The following is a 16511-nucleotide window of genomic DNA, read 5'->3' as shown; positions in this document are numbered from 1 at the left end:
TTCTTGTTGACAACAGGACAGAATCGCCTGATAATATGATTGCAGAATGCAAACCTTTTCTAAACAGGAGGCTACAATGAAAAAGGTTATTCTTGTCGCGCTGGTGGTCATCGCCTTGGTTCCTGTTTCTGTTTTTGCGCAGAAGCAGATTGTCATAGGCATGACAGTCCCTGGCCTTCAGTTCCCGTTCTTCGTCACCATGAAGCAGGAAGCTGAAGCAGCTGCCGCAAAGCTCGGCGTAAAGATAAACTTTATCGATGCGCAGAATGCTTCGGACAAGCAAATGGCAGCCATAGAAACATTCATTTCCCAGAAGGTCGATGGAATTCTCATATCGCCAATGACAGAGGATTCTCTTGTTCCGGCGATTGAAGCCGCGGTGAAAGCTGGTATTCCTGTCGCCACTGTAGACCGCAAAGCGAACACAGACAAAGTTCTCATCCATGTGGGCGCCGACAATGTGGAAGGCGGCCGCGCAGCAGCCCGGTTCATTATCGAAAAACTCGGCAACAAGGGAACTGTCATCGAGCTCGAAGGGACACCGGGATCATCCGCTGCAATCGACCGCAAGAAAGGGTTCGACGAGGTGATGAAGGCTTCGAATGTCAAGATCCTTGTCTCCCAGACCGCGGATTTCACCCGCTCCAAAGCGCAGTCCGTAATGGAAAACCTCATGCAGGTGTATCCAAAATTCGACGCCGTATTCGGTGCGAACGACGAGATGATCATCGGTGCGATCGAGGCAATGCTTGCAGCAGGCATTAAGCCGGCAACAAAGGTTACGATTGGATTCGATGCGACGACCGATGCCTTCACCTATATGAAAGAAGGCAAACTGAATGCGACGATCGACCAGTTCCCCGGCAAACAGGCCGCGATGGCACTGGAAGCGCTTGTCAACAAGATCAAGAATAATGTGAATCCGCCGCAGAAAGTGGTATTTATCAGCCCTCTGCCCGTAACCAAATAAGGACATGACGGCAATTTCGGAATGAGCGGCTGATCGAGAGGCGCCTGAGAAATTGCATACGAAGCCTCTCTGGAGGGCCGGCTGAACAGGCCGGCCCTTTTTCTAAAATCGCGAGCAAAAGGCGAACATATGGATGACATTGTGCTTTCCATGAAGGGCATAAGCAAGTCTTTTCCGGGAGTCCAGGCCTTGAAATCCGTGGATTTCGATCTCAAAAAAGGAGAGGTCCATGCATTGGTAGGCGAAAACGGAGCCGGGAAATCGACACTGATGAAGATATTGTCCGGGCTGTATCGCGCAGACGAAGGTGAAATCTGGCTGAAAGGAAAAAAGATTACGACGCGCGGTATCAAGGCGATGATCAATGCAGGCGTGTCGGTTATTTATCAAGAGCTGAATCTTATTCGCCAGCTTTCCGTTGCCGAAAATATTTTTATTGGAAGGGAGCCTATGCTTCCCGGGGGTTTTATCGACTGGAAAAAAATGTACAGCGATGTACATACGCTTCTTAAGCCCTTCAATGTCGATATCAATCCCAGAACAAAGGTTTACATGCTGAGCCCCGCATATCAGCAAGTTGTGGAAATCGCGAAAGCTCTTTCTCTCAAATCCGATATTCTTGTCATGGATGAACCAACTGCGCCCCTCACCGGGAACGAAGTGGACAAGCTCTTTGAAATTATCCACAATCTCAAGAAAAGCGAAGTGTCGATCATCTACATATCTCACAGGCTGGAAGAAATTCCCAAAGTTGCTGAGCGTGTTACAATATTGCGAGACGGCGAAAAAATACTGACAAAACCCTTGGCCGAACTCACTACCGCCGAGATAATCAAACATATGGTTGGGCGGACGCTCACCGAGCAGTATCCCAAAATATCCATACCAATCGGCGAAGAGGTGCTGCGCATCGAAGGCTTGAGCAAAAAGGGCTACTGTACTGATGTTTCATTCAGCGTGCGCAAAGGCGAAATTGTCGGATTTACCGGCCTGGTCGGCGCCGGCCGCACCGAAATAATGCAGACAATCTATGGCCGCATGAAAAAGGATGCTGGCAGAATCTATATCGATGGCAAAGAAGAACATATTCGCGGTGTGTGCGATGCAGTCAGAAAAGGCATCGGCCTTATTCCAGAGGAGAGAAAACACCAGGGGCTCGTGCTGGGCTTATCAGTTCAGGACAATGCCACGATGACAATTCTCGACAAGGAATCCGTTTTCGGTTTTCTGAAACAGAAAAAATTGAGCGCCCTTGTAGGGAAAATGATCGAGACAATGAATATCAAGACACCTTCCGCCAGACAGCTCGTGCGCTATCTGTCCGGAGGCAACCAACAGAAGGTAATTCTCGCGAAATGGTTTTTGCACAATTGCAAAGTGTACATCTTCGATGAGCCCACCCGAGGCATCGATGTCGGTGCGAAGGTCGAAATCTATAAACTGATGCAGAACCTTGCAAAAGACGGGGCAGGTGTGGTCATGGTTTCTTCTGAATTGCCGGAAGTCCTCAATATGAGCGACCGGATCGAGGTCGTCTTCGGCGGCAGAATTGTCAAAGAATTTCGCAGGGATGAAGCAGACAGCGAGACTGTAATGGAATATGCGCTTGGCCTTCGGGAGAACGCCAGCCAACAAACACCGCTTGAGGCAGGAGCTGAATCATGAAAGTAAAATTCGTCGAGACGTTGAAAAATTATGGCATCATTCTTGCCTTTTTCATTATTCTGGTTGTCCTTTCCATTTTTTCTCCTGTGTTCTTAACAGTAAACAACATAATCAATGTGATCCGGCAGACATCGATTTACGGCATAATGGCAGTCGGGATGACCTTTGTCATTCTCACAGGCGGAATTGATCTTTCAGTCGGGTCGGTTCTTGGCGTGTCGGGAGCAATTTGCGCAGGAATGCTCAAGGCGGGCAATCCAATAATCCTTGTTATTATCGCCACGCTCGGTGTGGGAATTGCCTGCGGCTTTGCGAGCGGTATTTTCATCACCAAGGCCAGAATCACACCATTTGTTGTCACCCTTGGCATGATGAGCATCGCGCGAGGGCTTACGCTCATCTATACAAAGGGCTATCCCATTTCCGGTTTTTCTCCCGCATTCCGCCTGATTGGCGGCGGCTATGTCCTTGGGCTGCCGATTCCGATCATTATTTTTTTAGTCATAGTAATAATCGCGTATATTGTACTCACGCAGACAAAACTGGGCAGGTATACCTATGCGATCGGCGGCAATGAAGAGACAGTGCGGCTTTCGGGTATCAATTCGAATTTTTACAAGACGTTGGTGTACGTCATTTCGGGAGCCACCGCAGGTTTCAGCGCGCTTATTCTCACATCGAGGCTGAATTCCGCCGAGCCTGTTGCTGGAACTGGCTACGAACTGGATGTCATCGCTGCGGTGGTCATTGGCGGAGCGAGCCTGAATGGCGGGCGTGGCAGTGTGTGGGGCACATTCATCGGCTCGCTGCTTATCGGCGTTATCAATAACGGCATGAATCTGCTGGGTATTTCGCCATATTTTCAGCAAGTTGTGAAAGGGCTCATCATCATCGGCGCAGTATGGCTCGATCAATTGCGGGCCAAAGAAGATTGAGGAGGCATGCAATGAAGACAGAAGCGCTCTGGTATCTGGGAGAACGGTCGATCGAGCTGAGGAAAATGGAAATCCCGGAGCCGAAAGCTCATGAAGTGCTTGTGGAAATGGAAATATGCGGCATGTGCAGCTGGGATGTACTTGCATTTGCGGGCAAATTCGGAAAATTCCATCCATATCCTTTTGCAGCAGGGCACGAAGGGGTGGGGCGAGTGATAAAGGTTGGCGACAATGTCGCATCGATCAAGGTCGGCCAGCGCGTTGCCTGCCATGAAGTACCTATCGGCACGCCAGGCGGAGCCCTCATGGCTCGCCATGCGATTCGCACGGAAGACAAGGCGACAGTTATCCCCGAAAATCCGATACCGCTCAAGTATTGGGTTGTTGAGCCAGTTGTCTGCATTGTAAATGGCCTTGTGTATGCGGGAATCCAGCCAGGTGATTCGGTCGCACTTGTCGGGGCTGGCTATATGGGGCTCATTTTTGCGCAAGGGCTTGCAAAGACCCTGGCGCGCGAGGTTGTCGCCTTCGATGTGGATGAAAAAAGGCTTAGCTTAGCTCGCGAATTCGGAGTGACTCGCACGGTTAAAATCGAAGGGGATGCCATCCCTGAAGATTATCGAAAACATTTCGACGTAATAATAGAAACCGCTGGGAAGCCTTCATCGATGCAGCTCGCGCTTGCCGTCGCAAAGACCGGTGCCATTATCGAGAATTTCGCATGGCACCATCATATGCATGAGTTCGATCTCGATGCATGGCACATCAATGCATGGCGCATTTTGAATATCCAGCCGGGAGTGAATTCGCATTTTAGCGATCTCTTCCAGCGCACGATCGATCTTATGATCGCAGGCACTTTTTCGAACGAGAAGCTGATAACGCATTGGGCTCCGGTTGAGCAGGCGAAAGAGATTTTCACCACGGCGCTCGAGCGCCGCGACGGATACATGAAGGGCGCGATATTGTTCTCGTAGATGCATATGGCCGGCAATATGGAGGTGGGGGGAATTGAACCCCCGTCCCCGGGCGTGCAATGCACGCGTCTACAGGTTTAGCCAATCGGTATATTGTCGGGATCCGGCGAGTGGATTGGCGCGCGTCCGGCTCCGTATTCCGGTTTGATGTCCCTCGGAACTTCCGGACCAGCCCCAAGGTAAGCCCCCGAGTGTTACAGACCTCCATAGCGTCGGAGACAGCCCGCTATGGTGTCCGTCGCCTGCTACTTACGCAGCGAGAGCGAAAGCGCCGTTGTTGTTGGCACTTAAAGGTTTTGCCACTTTGAGGAGAGTAGCCACTCCACCTGCAGCGCACACCACGAACCGCACAGGTCGAAACCAGTGCACCCCCATGATGCTCAATACCATAAAATACTTGAACTCATTCGAAAAATCAAGGCTGAAATCTTGAATGCCGAAGGCAGCGCGCTGTTGTTTTTCTATATTCCGGCGCTCAGCCTGAATGCAGCACGCTGTTATTCTTCAATGTCCTCGTCAGGGATTGCCTCATCGATAATTCCGCCGCCAAGCACAAGCCCGTCATCCGAGTAGAGCACTGCGGATTGTCCGGGCGCAACGGCTCTCTGGGGAATTTCGAATTCGATGCGCGCTTCGCCATTGGATTGCACGAGGACAGTCGCTGGTGCGGGCTTGTGGTTCTGGCGAATTTTTACTCGGCAAGCAAAGGATTTGCCCAAATCACAGGGATTCTGCAGCCTGAATGAATTCGAAATGAGGCCCGAAGAGAAAAGGCCTTTCCCATGGCCAACAATGACGCGGTTCAGTTTTGCATCGAGGGCGAGGACGTAGAGCGGCTCTGTTCCTATGGAAATTCCGAGCCCGCGCCGCTGGCCAATTGTGTAGAAGGGCAGTCCGCGGTGCCGCCCCAGCACATTGCCTTTTATATCAACAATATCGCCGGCTTCGGGCTTATCATTTTCGAAAAGCGGCGCGTAATCGCCGCCTCCTACGAAATCCTGGCTCTCGGGCTTTTCGGCGACTTCGAGCCCGTGGGTGCGCGCAGCTGCACGCGTCTGCTCTTTTGTCATTTCGCCAAGCGGAAACATGATGTGCGATAGGCGCTCGGAATCGAGTCCATAAAGGAAGTAGCTCTGGTCTTTGCCTGCATCGCGCGCTGTCTTGAGGTAGGTGATGCCATCAATGGTCGCTTTGCGAACATAATGCCCAGTCGCAAAATAATCGAATTCGAGGCCCGCCTGGTGCGCGCGTTCAATGAGAAAGCCAAATTTGATCTCGCGGTTGCAGATGATGCAAGGGTTCGGCGTTCTTCCGACGAGATATTCTTTCCTGAAGTATTCGATGACAAAGCGCTCATATTCTTCAGACAAATCGATGACATGATAGGGAATATCGAGCCGGGCGCACAGCCGCTCGCACGCGGCGATGTCTTCCTCCTCACCAGGGCCGAAACACGCATGCTTGAGATCTTCTTGAATCTTATAGGCGCCTTTCCATATTTTCATCGTAAGGCCTATGACTGCATATCCTTGTTCTTTAAGGAGATATGCCGCAAGCGAAGAATCCACTCCGCCTGAAAGGCCAACGGCGACAATCGCGGTGTTTATAGCTTTCATAGCTTCCATAGCTTCCATAGCGCAGCCACTTTACTATAAAGGCAGCAATTAATCCAGCGCGCTTTACTGCGGATATACCGCCCGCGGCGGGGCCCTTTCAATAGTGTTCTTAACCTTGTGTAAAGAATCGAAGCGAAGCGAAGCCTTTCCGCCCTTGTTGAGATTTGCAGCTATTGTCCCTTCCTGTTGTATTCTTGTCCTGGATGGCCGCTGTAGAGTACATTCAATCCATGCAGGATGTATTTATCGGCTTTACTTCGATTACCTGGAAAATGCTGGTCATGTATGGCATCGGCGGACTGCTCATATGGCTCGCAATAAAAAAGCAGTACGAGCCCATGCTCCTTCTGCCGATTGGTTTTGGCTCGATCCTCGTCAATCTGCCGCTCGCAATTGCATGGGAACATGAGGGTGTGCCAGGATTCCTGCACATCCTGTATGATGCAGGAATTGCAAATGAGCTCTTTCCTTTGCTGATTTTTATTGCGGTGGGGGCGATGATCGACTTCGGGCCGCTGTTCCGCAATCCCCTCATGATTTTTTTTGGGGCAGCCGCGCAATTCGGCATCTTTGCGACAATGATCATCGCAACATTGCTCGGCTTCGATCTGAAAACTGCGGCGTCCATAGGCATCATCGGGGCGGCGGACGGGCCAACAGCCATCTATGTGGCGAACAAGTTTGCCCGCGATTATCTTGCACCAATTTCGGTTGCGGCATATTCCTATATGTCGCTCGTGCCTATCATCCAGCCGCCGGTCATCAGGCTTCTTACGACAAAGCAGGAACGGGGCATCCATATGGCATTGCATGAAAAGCCGGCGCCCCACTGGCTCAGGATTTTGTTTCCGATTGTTGTAACGATGACAGCGGGTATTGTCGCGCCGATTTCAGTGCCGCTTGTCGGCTCGCTCATGTTTGGCAATCTTATCCGTGAATCTGGAGTCCTGGAGCGGCTTTCTCAGTTCGCCCAGAATGAGCTTGCCTATCTGGTGACGCTCCTTTTGGGAATCACCATCGGCGGCAGCATGTCAGCTGAAAAGTTCCTGAACTGGCAGACTCTTCTTATTCTCGCGATGGGGCTTGTGGCGTTTGTATTCGACACGGCGGGCGGCGTGCTGTTCGCGAAGTTCGTCAATCTGTTCCTGCCGCACGAGCGCAAGATCAACCCGATGATTGGAGCCTGTGGCATTTCCGCTTTCCCGATGTCCGCGCGCGTCATCCAGAAAATGGCAAACGACGAGGAGCGTGGCAACATTATCCTTATGCAGGCCATTGGCGCGAATGTTTCAGGTCAGCTCGGATCGATTATTGCAGGCGGTCTGGTTTTGGCGCTTGTGCCGCTTCTGGTGAAGTAGGGGAGAATATGGAAAATCTTATAGAGACACTCAAGAATGCAAGCCCCGCTGTTCAGGCAATTGGTGTGTCAGCGGGCGGCCTTATAGGGGTTTTTGCGACAATTGCATTCTTCTTTGTGCTGATAGTGGCCGCCGATCGTTTTGGGAAGCGCTGAGCAACGAGGGGCGCGGATCCTGCGCGACCTGCGTGAGCGCCTTTTTATGCCCCTTTGACAAGTCGGGCAAGCTCTCGGCCCCGTTCGCGCAAGAGCTCAGCAGTTTCTTCATCGGGGGCGCCGGCCCATTCAACAGGCTCGAGGGAATCCCATTTGAGCTGTGCAATTTTCGCTTCGTATTCTTTTTTTGCGCCGCCAACCCAGCCGAAACTTCCGATACGCAGGGCTTTGCGGTACCATACATGCTTTCGTTCGAAAATATCGAGCACATAGGCCATCGGCGGGAACATTTTGTACTCGTAAGTAGGCATGGCGATTACGATGCCTTCGCTTTTGTATGCATCTGCCAGAACCCATGAGACATTATCATTCGGCACGCGATGGATCGTATAGGGAACCTGTTCTTCTTCAATACCTTCGATGACGTGCTGGAGGCCGTTTTCCGTGTTGCCGTACATGGATCCCCACACAATGGCGATTTCTTTTTCTCTTGAGCCCTCGAGGTAATCGGCGTAGCGGAGATATCGCTCAATGATCATCTCGGGGTGTTCTCTCCAGATAATGCCATGGCTGGGTGCAACCACCTTTATCTGAAGATTCGAAAGCTTGTCGACAGCGCGCTTCACGAAAAGGCCGAAACTTGCGACGATATTGGCATAATACCGAAGCGATTCAGCTTCGAAAAACTCGTGCTCTTCTGCAGAGAACTCATCGTCGAAGACGCGGTCTCCAAGGGCGCCGAAGCTTCCAAATCCATCGCAGGAAAATAGCACGCCGCCATCTAGTGCCCATGTCATCATGGTTTCGGGCCAGTGCACATTGGGCGTTTCGAAGAATTGAAGAACTTGGCCAGCACCCAAATCCAGGGTTTCTCCATTTTTGACAGCCCGCACTCGCTCATGTTCGAAATAAAAGTTGTTCACAAGTTCGATGCCTTTGGCTGTGGCGAGGATGATAGCTTTTTTGTTGATCTCGAGGAATTCACCGAGCCAGCCGGTATGGTCAGGCTCGAGGTGGTTGAGAATGAGATAATCGATGTCGCTGAGGCTAGTTCTGGCAGCCGCAAGCTGGCCGGCGAGCTCTCCAGGGGCGCCAACCCAGTCGCGCACGAGGTCGATGAGGGCGATTTTTTCGCCTTTCACAAGATACGAATTGAGCGATACTCCATATGGTATGGGCCAGATGCCTTCGAAAAGATCATCGCTTCTGATATCCGCATGGATTGCATAGATGCGAGGCGTTATGGAATGTACTTTCATGGCATATCCTCTCTTTTGTGCCAGCCGCGGCTGCAGGGCAAAGTCCAGCAGCGGCCGTGCCGGCACAGAATTTGACCATTTCCTTTGAAACTACTATATCAAAAGCGCCCTCGGCATTCCACTAGGCATCAAAAATTGCCCGTACCTGCTGAAAGCGACAAGCTGAGCGTCATCGGGTTATTCGGCCTGAGAATGCCATACTCTGTATCGCTTGCGCCAAAGAAGAAAAGAGCAGAGCCGGTCAGCTTAAGTCTGTCGGCAACCTGCCAGCTTACGCTTGGCTGGACAAGGCCGGACAAATCAGAAAAATTCGCAAGCCCCAGCAAAGAGGCTGAAAAATCGCTGCCACCGATTTCCGAGAATGAGATGCTGGCTGCGCCATAATGCCTGCCTGAACCATACGCAAAGAGCTTGCTGAGGCCCGTCAGCGCAGTTTTTGTTGCATCAGGAAGGGGCATGGAGAGCAAGGCATTGAGCGCTGAAATTGAGCTGCTTCTTTCGCTGTCGGCGTAACCTTCTCCATTATAGTAATATTGTGCGATAGCGGTGATGTTGTTGTTCTGGTCATTGTAGAGAAAGCCCGCGGTTGCGGAAGGATAAAGAGTTGTGCGATGGTCTTTGGATGCAGATGTGCTGTAATACGGCGCACTCGTCGAGAAAGAATAGAATGTCTTTGGGCTTCCTCTTGAAATGACGCCCTCTGCAAAGACATCGAATTTCCCCAAGGGGCCTGTCAGTGTGAGTGCCGCGCGCTCCGCGGTATCGTCGCGATAGTAACCGCTCACACCGAGCTCATAGCGGCCGAGCACAAATTCGGCTTTGCCGGCCAGCGCTGTCGTCGAAAAATCCGGGTTTGATGTATCGAAAATTGTATAGAAGCTTACGGTGTTCTGGCTCGGGCCAAAGGGCATGAGCACACGGAACTGAAGCGGTCCTTCGCGTTGGGCTGTCGGGTCGAAAAGGTTAATCTGCTCGAGGTTGATGATATCCGCCGGGCTGAAAAAGTAGCCCACACCCCATTTGACTGTCGCCTTGCCAAACCGGAAATAGGCTTTGTCCCCAAGCTGAAAATCCGAGAAAAGTTCGAAGATGCTCACATCGGGGACAGTGATCGAAGTGCTTGTTGTCGACAATGTTGTGCTGTTCACAAGGGTGGCCGAGTTCAAAACACTGTATTTGCTCGAAAATGGCCATGCAGTCTTGACAGATCCATACACCCTGAATTCCTCGTCGGGCCGCGCATCGAAATAGACGAGGCTGCTCAAGGCTGGCGATAGCTGCTGCGCATCAGGAGCGGTGATATCAAAGCCCTTTGTCCACGGATCATTCCAGGTACCCGAAATGCCGACGGTGCCGGTGATCGAGCCGCCAATCCTGACAGCTTCAGTTTTTAAGAGCCCTTGTAAGGGGTTGGCTGCGATCGCCGAGCCTCCCTGGCCGGTCTGATCTGGCTGAGCTGTCTGACCAGCGGGATTCTCTGGTACTACAACTTCCTCGCCAAACAGCGAATCGAGATCCGTGCCGCCTTCCTGCGCTGAAACAAATTGAACCGCCATGCTCAAAAAAAGGACTATGCCTGCTATTGCGATAAAGCGCTTTGTCATATCTGCCTCCCTATCTGCTCACCTGCTCGAGGAAGGCCTTGGTGAAGACCTTGTCCGGCAAGGGGGCAACCGACTGCTCAGCCATTGTGATCTGGCTCTTCTCGCCCTTGTTGATTTCATCGAGAATGAGTATCTGCGTCGACAGAAGCTTGCCATCGAGCTCGATATATTTCGGATAGGCGGTGGTGCGCATAAGCCTGCCGTTCACCGAATAATCCTCGCGCTTTAGGAGCATCGTTCGATCCTTACGAATGTACAGAACTACGCGCTCATAGGAGACCTCGTTTGTTTTCGCTTTCAAGTCGAGGATCCAGACGGGGAATTTGCCCAGCGTTCCTTCCGTCATGCTGGTGACCGCATAATCATCAGCAAAGGAACTCAGCGTGAAGTCGCTGTTTTTCGCTTTTGTATTCTGGAGATTTTCTTTTACCGAAGAGTGCGAGAACTTGCGGCTCGTCGGATCATAGAACCAGACATTGTCCTCCTCGCGGAGGTAGCCCTGGCCTTTGTTCACTTCGGGCAGGAGAATGAGAATAAGGAACTGCTTTTTTGTGTCGCGGCGGAAAATGCGCGCCTGCGTCACGCTGTCCTTCTCGCCAGGCTTCTGGGTGACGATAGTAAATACCGCAGAAAAATCTTTTCCTGAAAAATCGCTGAGCTGATCCAATTCCTTGAGCAGTGCGACTGGATCTGGCTTTGCCTGGGCAAAGACTGTCGGCACCGCTGCCAGCAACCCGGCCAGCATCATCACAGCCAGAGAGGCGGCTTTTACAAATTTTGGATTTCGTTTCCTGAAAAAAACATTCATCTATTGACTCCTTGTGTTATTTGACTGTTCTGAGCGCTTCGGCCGGCGCAAGCTTGGCTGCTGCATTGGCCGGCGCATACACTGCAACCAGCGTGAGCACTGCGATAATTGCGATATTGCCTATGGCCCGCAGCGGCGGCAGATAGAACGACAGGTGTCCGCGCTTGAGAATAAGGAATATTGCCGACTGTGGATCGAAGCTGAACAAGCCGAGAATTCCCATAATGACAAGCGCAAGCACGATGCCCGCTATCGCCCCAGCAAGCGCAAGGAAAAGAGCTTCGTACAGGAACATCGCCCGTATTTCTCCGCGCTGGACGCCGACTGCTCGCATTGTTCCGATTTCGCGGATACGTTCGTACATCGACATGCGGAAGGTATTGGAAATGCCGATCATAACAATGGCAAACAGCACGATGAGAATTGCCACGCTCGCGGTATCGAGGGCGACCACTATTTGGCGCGCTTGCGAAAGCACATCGTCGATTGTATAGACACGGTATTTCGTGCCGCTCCAGGTTTCGCTGTTCTGCTCGCTGATCATTGCCTGGAAAGGCGTTGTCGAGGTGCTTTCCTGCTTTGCATTTCTGTCAAAAAGCTGAATTCCGTTTCCTTTCATGGAAGTGTAGAGAGACGTCGCGAATCCATCCGAGAGATCGAGCCTGTCCAGCATGATGCCAAGCGACATGTATTCGCCCTTGCCAAGTCCGATGAGGTTGTTGAGATACTCAAGCTGCACATAGGTCATTCTCGAGCCGATAATGCTCGAGTCCACGGAAATGGCAGCCACCCTGAATTCTCCGACATTGTTTTGCCCTGTCACGGTCTGGAGCTGGGCGACAATCTTGTCGCCGGGCAGTACGTTGAGCTTGTTCGCGACGCTCTGGGAAATAATGATTGCATCAGGCTGGCTTGCATCTTCCCAACTGCCTTTGACGAGCACAAGTCGCTCTTTCAGCATTTTGGAATGCGTGATGTCGATTCCAGTCAGGTTCTGACTAACGCTCTTTCCTTCAAAGATAAGGGAGGCAGTCGCCTGGCTGGTTTTCGCAATGCTCGCCCATTTCTGCCCTGAATCCTCCAGGGCTTTCATAATGACGGAATCATCGCGGATTACAGAGATGCGCTTGCCCGAGGGGGTATATTCCGAGCCGCTCACGAATACATGTCCACCCATGAGATATGCGAAGTTCTCGGAAACATTCTGGATGAAGGAGCCAGCAAAACCATTGATGAGCGTGACAATCATGATGCCGAACGCGATGGCCCCCGCAAGTAGAATTGTCCGCTTTTTCTGCCTGAGAAGATTGCGCGCCGCAATGCGCGGTAGAACCATATTCATAGTAGTGCTCCTATTCTTCCTGCATCGCCCTGACCGGCTGGATTTTGAGTGCCAGCGAGACCGGATACAGGTGGGCGATAAAGCCAACCACGACCATGACGACGATCGCGGTAATCATATTTCCGGCGGATACAATCGGATTCATGTATTTTCCACCAAAAAGAATAAGGAAGAACTGGTTTGTCGCTTCGATATGGAGCGCTCTCAGTATCGAAGTCACTGCAATGCCGAGCCCCGCTCCAACTACTGAGGACACCAGTGCAAGTGCGGTCGCTTCGGCTGTGAACAAACCGCGGACAAAGCCCTTTCCTGCGCCGATAGCGCGCATCGTGCCGATTTCCGAAGTGCGCTCTATAACCGATATTACAAATGTATTCATGATAATGATAATCGCCACAATCGACAGGATGATGATTGCCGCTGCGAAGACAATGCGGACCACGTCGATGGACTGCCCGTAAGGTCCGGCAGCTTTCTGCCAGTCCCCGGCAACCACAGGGATACCTTCTTTCGCGAAGGACGCATTCAATGCAGCAATAGTTCGTTGCACATTGCGCGGAGAATCCGCTTTGGCAACAATGAATTGCCATGCCCCTTCATCGGCCTGTAGAGGCTTTGCAGCGCTCTCTTGTGCAATCTGCGCAGCGATGGCATTGACATCGATACCTGTCGAGGACCCTTGCGTGACCGTCACATCCTCGCCGAACAAAGAATCGGCATTGTCAGTAGACAGCATGCTCGTCTCTTCAGGCTTAAGCTGGATCGGTTCGTTTGCGCCAACTGTCATCCCGCTCATTACTCGCAGCGATTCGATATCGATGTAGGCGAGCTGTTCAGGAGAAGCCCCTTGTTCCTTGAGCTGGAATATGCCGACTATCGGAAGCTCGCGAAGGCGCATTCCAGCAGAAGAGAAGCCCTGGATGAGCAATGTGTCGCCAATCGAAAGCGGCTTGCCGAGCCAGTCTGAAAATTTCTGGCGCTGGCTCTCGCTGATCATAAGGCCGGGCTGTCCTGGCTGAAGGCGCTCACCCTGAACGATTTCCACCTGATTGAAAAGATTCCAGTACGAAGCAGCATCGACACCAAAGAGAAACAAAAAGCGATCCTGGGACTGAATTGTACTTTTGAGCGCATTGGCTTGTTGCGGCGTGCTGTCCTCGCGTGTCAGCTGGGCAAAGCCTGTTGCCAGCGAAGAATGGCCGGCAATATGAGGCGTCGATTTTACGATGGAAAGGACTTTTTCGTAATTCGGGATTATCGGCGTCGCCGCGAGCCCTCCGGGAGAGGAAACGCCGAACAGCGATACCGGGCCTTCGGAGCTGATGCCGGAAATAAAAATATCGCCTGTATACACATCGGAAAATGTCGAGCGGATGCCAGCTTGCGAAGCATCGATGAAAGCGGTTCCGACAACCAGAATCAAGGCTCCGAGCGCGAGAAGGATGCCGATGATAAGGCTCTTCGATTTGTGTTCCCTGATGTTGCGGAACGCCATTCTGAGAATGACGGCCATACTCAATCCTCCACTGGTGCGCCAACGGCGCCCGAGCCGTTTATGTCTTCGCCATTGCGCCTGTTTTCGATGATAGTTCCATCCCGCAAGCGGATGACATGATCGGCAATACTGACAATCGTGGCGTCATGCGTCGAAAATATGAATGTGGTTTGAATTTCGCGGTTGATTTTTTTCATGAGATCGATGATCTGCTCACCAGTAGCAGAATCGAGGTTGGCTGTGGGCTCATCCGCGAGCACTATGGAAGGCTTGGTCACGAGTGCGCGCGCGATGGCGACACGCTGGCGCTGACCTCCCGAAAGCTCGTTCGGCTTGTGGTCTCTCCAGTCGCCAAGCCCGACTTCACCGATGAGAAAATCGATCCAATCCTTCCATTCATTCTTGGGAACGCGCGTCCTTCCAAGAAGGAGAGGGAACTCGATATTTTCCCATACATTGAGCACCGGAATAAGGTTGAATGATTGGAAAATGAATCCGAGCACTTCATGGCGAAAGCGGGTAAGCTCCTGATCCGATAGCCCCGAAGTATTCTTACCGTCGATGATGACTTCCCCCGAAGTAGGAATATCGATGAGGCCGATCATATTGAGAATGGTTGTCTTGCCTGAGCCCGAAGGTCCCGCAATCGACACAAAATCTCCTCTCTCGATTGCAAAGGATACCCCCTTGATTGCCGGCACGGTTACTTTGCCCAGAAGATAGTCTTTTTTTGCATTGCGCAACTCGATAATTTGCATGATACCGCTCCAGAACTGAATATTTCATTTCCTTCTTGAGAAAATAGCGATTTAGTCCGGGCGCGGCAACAGAATTCGAAAACAAAAAATGATATTTAATTAAGCTTAATATTCAGGCTTGCTTAGGCATCACGAAAGCGGTGGCCATGAAAAAGCGGGTTACCTACAATGAAGCTTTATATATCCTCAGGCGAAGTCTGCCCGCGCGGGCCTGCTTCGTGCGCCTCTATTTCTTCACTGATCACGTTGGCGAGCCGCTTGGTTCCTTCTTCGATCTGCTCAAAGCTCGAGTACGAGAAGTTGATGCGCATCGAGTTGGTTTCTGGCTCGTCGAAATAGAATGCGCTGCCGACCACATAGGCTACTTTTTTTTCGACAGCTTTGTAGAACATTTTGTCCGTGTCGATGTAGCGTGGCAGCGAGAGCCAGAGAAAAAGCCCGCCTTCCGGCTTTGTCCATGCAAGATCGAAACGCTTGGGCATATATTTCTCGAACATTTCGAGCATGAAATTGCGCTTGTTGCGATAGATGCCGCAGGTTCGTGCAACGATATCCTTGAGCTTCCCTGTCGCCATAAACTCTGCAATCATTTTCTGGGTGAGGACGCTCGTGCAGAGGTCCATGGCCTGTTTCGCAATGACCATTTTCTGGATGAGATCTTCGCGCGCGATAATCCAGCCTATGCGTGTGCCGGGGGCGAGTATTTTGGAAAATGTCTTCAGATTGATAACAATGCCCCTGTTCTGCATCTGCTGGTCAAGCTGGTAGATGGAAGGCACAGGCTCTCCCATGAAACGTATTTCGCGATATGGAGCATCTTCTACAATAAAAAGGCCTTCGCGATAGGCGAATTCGAGGAGCGCTTTCCTTTTTTCGAGGCTCCAGCATATTCCGGAGGGGTTCTGGAAATCAGGAATGACATAGATGTATTTAATGCGTTTCTTTGCGCTGATTGCTCGTTCGTAGCGTTTTTCGAGCTCTACCATATCGAATCCATCATCAGCGGTACTGAACGGAATGCCGAGCACGTTGCCCTGATATGACTGGATTGCTTGGATGGCGCCAACATAGGTGGGGCGGCCGGCGATTACATAATCGCCCGGGTCGAGAAAAAGCTTGGGCAGCATATCGAGAGCCTGCTGGCTCGCGGAGGTGATAAGCAGGTTTTCAGGGCCAAGCTTGATGCCCTGCGCCGATTCGTAGGCAACAAGCTGTGCTTTGAGATCATTGTCGCCTTCAGTAGTGCCGTATTGCAGAATCTTGTCTCCATATTTTCTGAAGACGCGATCGCTCGCTTCTCTCAATTCTTCGACTGGAAATGTCTCAGGAGCGGGAAGCCCGCCGGCGAAAGAAATGATATCAGGCTGATTCGTGAGTTTGAGCAGCTCCCTGATAACGGATTTTTTCATGTTATTCGCATTGGCGGATAGATACTTCGAAAAATCCTGCATCAATCGATCCTCCTCGATGATTTGATGGCTGCAGTTATCCTACCCCAGTTTTTCCAGTCAGTAAATATCGAATTTCGAAATTTCGAACTTGCGTTTCAATATATGAAACGCAAGGTTT

At 51.5% G+C, this 16511-nt stretch carries 14 protein-coding genes and 1 other RNA gene; 6 read left to right on the top strand and 9 right to left on the bottom strand.

From position 1 onward, the window contains the following. The first annotated feature begins 76 nt into the window (after nucleotides 1-76). The 4 genes from GAP13_RS06905 to GAP13_RS06890 all read left to right on the top strand — a co-directional run bounded on the left by GAP13_RS06905 (nucleotide 77) and on the right by GAP13_RS06890 (nucleotide 4547). A complete protein-coding gene (locus GAP13_RS06905; RefSeq protein WP_158907552.1) occupies nucleotides 77-970 on the top strand; it encodes a substrate-binding domain-containing protein in 894 nt (297 codons plus the stop codon). A gap of 129 nt (nucleotides 971-1099) precedes the next feature. Continuing rightward, nucleotides 1100-2635, top strand: coding sequence for a sugar ABC transporter ATP-binding protein (locus GAP13_RS06900; RefSeq protein ID WP_158907550.1), 1536 nt, complete (start codon nucleotides 1100-1102; stop codon nucleotides 2633-2635). Beyond that, nucleotides 2632-3570 carry an ABC transporter permease gene (locus tag GAP13_RS06895; RefSeq protein WP_158907548.1) on the top strand — a complete coding sequence of 313 codons (939 nt, stop codon included), beginning with the start codon at nucleotides 2632-2634 and terminating at the stop codon, nucleotides 3568-3570. Before GAP13_RS06900 ends, GAP13_RS06895 begins: the two co-directional genes overlap by 4 nt. A gap of 11 nt (nucleotides 3571-3581) precedes the next feature. Then, entirely contained in the window at nucleotides 3582-4547 is a 966-nt protein-coding gene (locus GAP13_RS06890; protein ID WP_158907546.1) for a zinc-dependent alcohol dehydrogenase, read from the top strand. 16 nt (nucleotides 4548-4563) lie between these two features. Here GAP13_RS06890 and ssrA read toward each other — a convergent pair. Both ssrA and mnmA read right to left on the bottom strand, forming a co-directional pair. Continuing rightward, nucleotides 4564-4920: a transfer-messenger RNA gene (ssrA, locus tag GAP13_RS06885) on the bottom strand. Between the two features lie 124 nt (nucleotides 4921-5044). Further along, on the bottom strand, nucleotides 5045-6163 hold the full coding sequence (gene mnmA, locus GAP13_RS06880) for a tRNA 2-thiouridine(34) synthase MnmA (RefSeq protein ID WP_241864307.1): 1119 nt from the start codon (nucleotides 6161-6163) through the stop codon (nucleotides 5045-5047). Between the two features lie 203 nt (nucleotides 6164-6366). Here mnmA and GAP13_RS06875 point away from each other — a divergent pair, with 203 nt between their 5' ends. After that, nucleotides 6367-7521 carry a sodium ion-translocating decarboxylase subunit beta gene (locus GAP13_RS06875; RefSeq protein WP_241864306.1) on the top strand — a complete coding sequence of 385 codons (1155 nt, stop codon included), beginning with the start codon at nucleotides 6367-6369 and terminating at the stop codon, nucleotides 7519-7521. Nucleotides 7522-7529: 8 nt separating this feature from the next. After that, entirely contained in the window at nucleotides 7530-7676 is a 147-nt protein-coding gene (locus tag GAP13_RS06870; RefSeq protein WP_158907542.1) for a hypothetical protein, read from the top strand. A gap of 44 nt (nucleotides 7677-7720) precedes the next feature. Here GAP13_RS06870 and GAP13_RS06865 read toward each other — a convergent pair whose 3' ends face one another. From GAP13_RS06865 to GAP13_RS06835, 7 genes are all read right to left on the bottom strand, one after another. Further along, nucleotides 7721-8935, bottom strand: coding sequence for an FprA family A-type flavoprotein (locus GAP13_RS06865; RefSeq protein ID WP_158907540.1), 1215 nt, complete (start codon nucleotides 8933-8935; stop codon nucleotides 7721-7723). A gap of 128 nt (nucleotides 8936-9063) precedes the next feature. Then, nucleotides 9064-10539 (bottom strand): hypothetical protein, encoded by a 1476-nt coding sequence (locus GAP13_RS06860; RefSeq protein WP_158907538.1) that lies wholly within the window; start codon nucleotides 10537-10539, stop codon nucleotides 9064-9066. 10 nt (nucleotides 10540-10549) lie between these two features. Beyond that, nucleotides 10550-11347: an outer membrane lipoprotein-sorting protein gene (locus GAP13_RS06855; RefSeq protein ID WP_158907536.1), complete on the bottom strand. Its 798-nt coding sequence runs from the start codon at nucleotides 11345-11347 to the stop codon at nucleotides 10550-10552. Between the two features lie 16 nt (nucleotides 11348-11363). Next, nucleotides 11364-12689 (bottom strand): ABC transporter permease, encoded by a 1326-nt coding sequence (locus GAP13_RS06850; protein ID WP_158907534.1) that lies wholly within the window; start codon nucleotides 12687-12689, stop codon nucleotides 11364-11366. Between the two features lie 10 nt (nucleotides 12690-12699). Beyond that, nucleotides 12700-14202 (bottom strand): ABC transporter permease, encoded by a 1503-nt coding sequence (locus tag GAP13_RS06845; protein ID WP_158907531.1) that lies wholly within the window; start codon nucleotides 14200-14202, stop codon nucleotides 12700-12702. 2 nt (nucleotides 14203-14204) lie between these two features. After that, nucleotides 14205-14942, bottom strand: coding sequence for an ABC transporter ATP-binding protein (locus GAP13_RS06840; RefSeq protein WP_158907529.1), 738 nt, complete (start codon nucleotides 14940-14942; stop codon nucleotides 14205-14207). A 176-nt stretch (nucleotides 14943-15118) separates the two neighbouring features. After that, nucleotides 15119-16393 (bottom strand): aminotransferase-like domain-containing protein, encoded by a 1275-nt coding sequence (locus tag GAP13_RS06835; protein ID WP_241864310.1) that lies wholly within the window; start codon nucleotides 16391-16393, stop codon nucleotides 15119-15121. Nucleotides 16394-16511 lie beyond the last annotated feature (118 nt).

The sequence above is a fragment of the Rectinema subterraneum genome (assembly GCA_009768935.1).
Taxonomy (GTDB): Bacteria; Spirochaetota; Spirochaetia; order Treponematales; family Rectinemataceae; genus Rectinema; species Rectinema subterraneum.
This window is presented reverse-complemented; position numbering and strand designations above follow the sequence as displayed.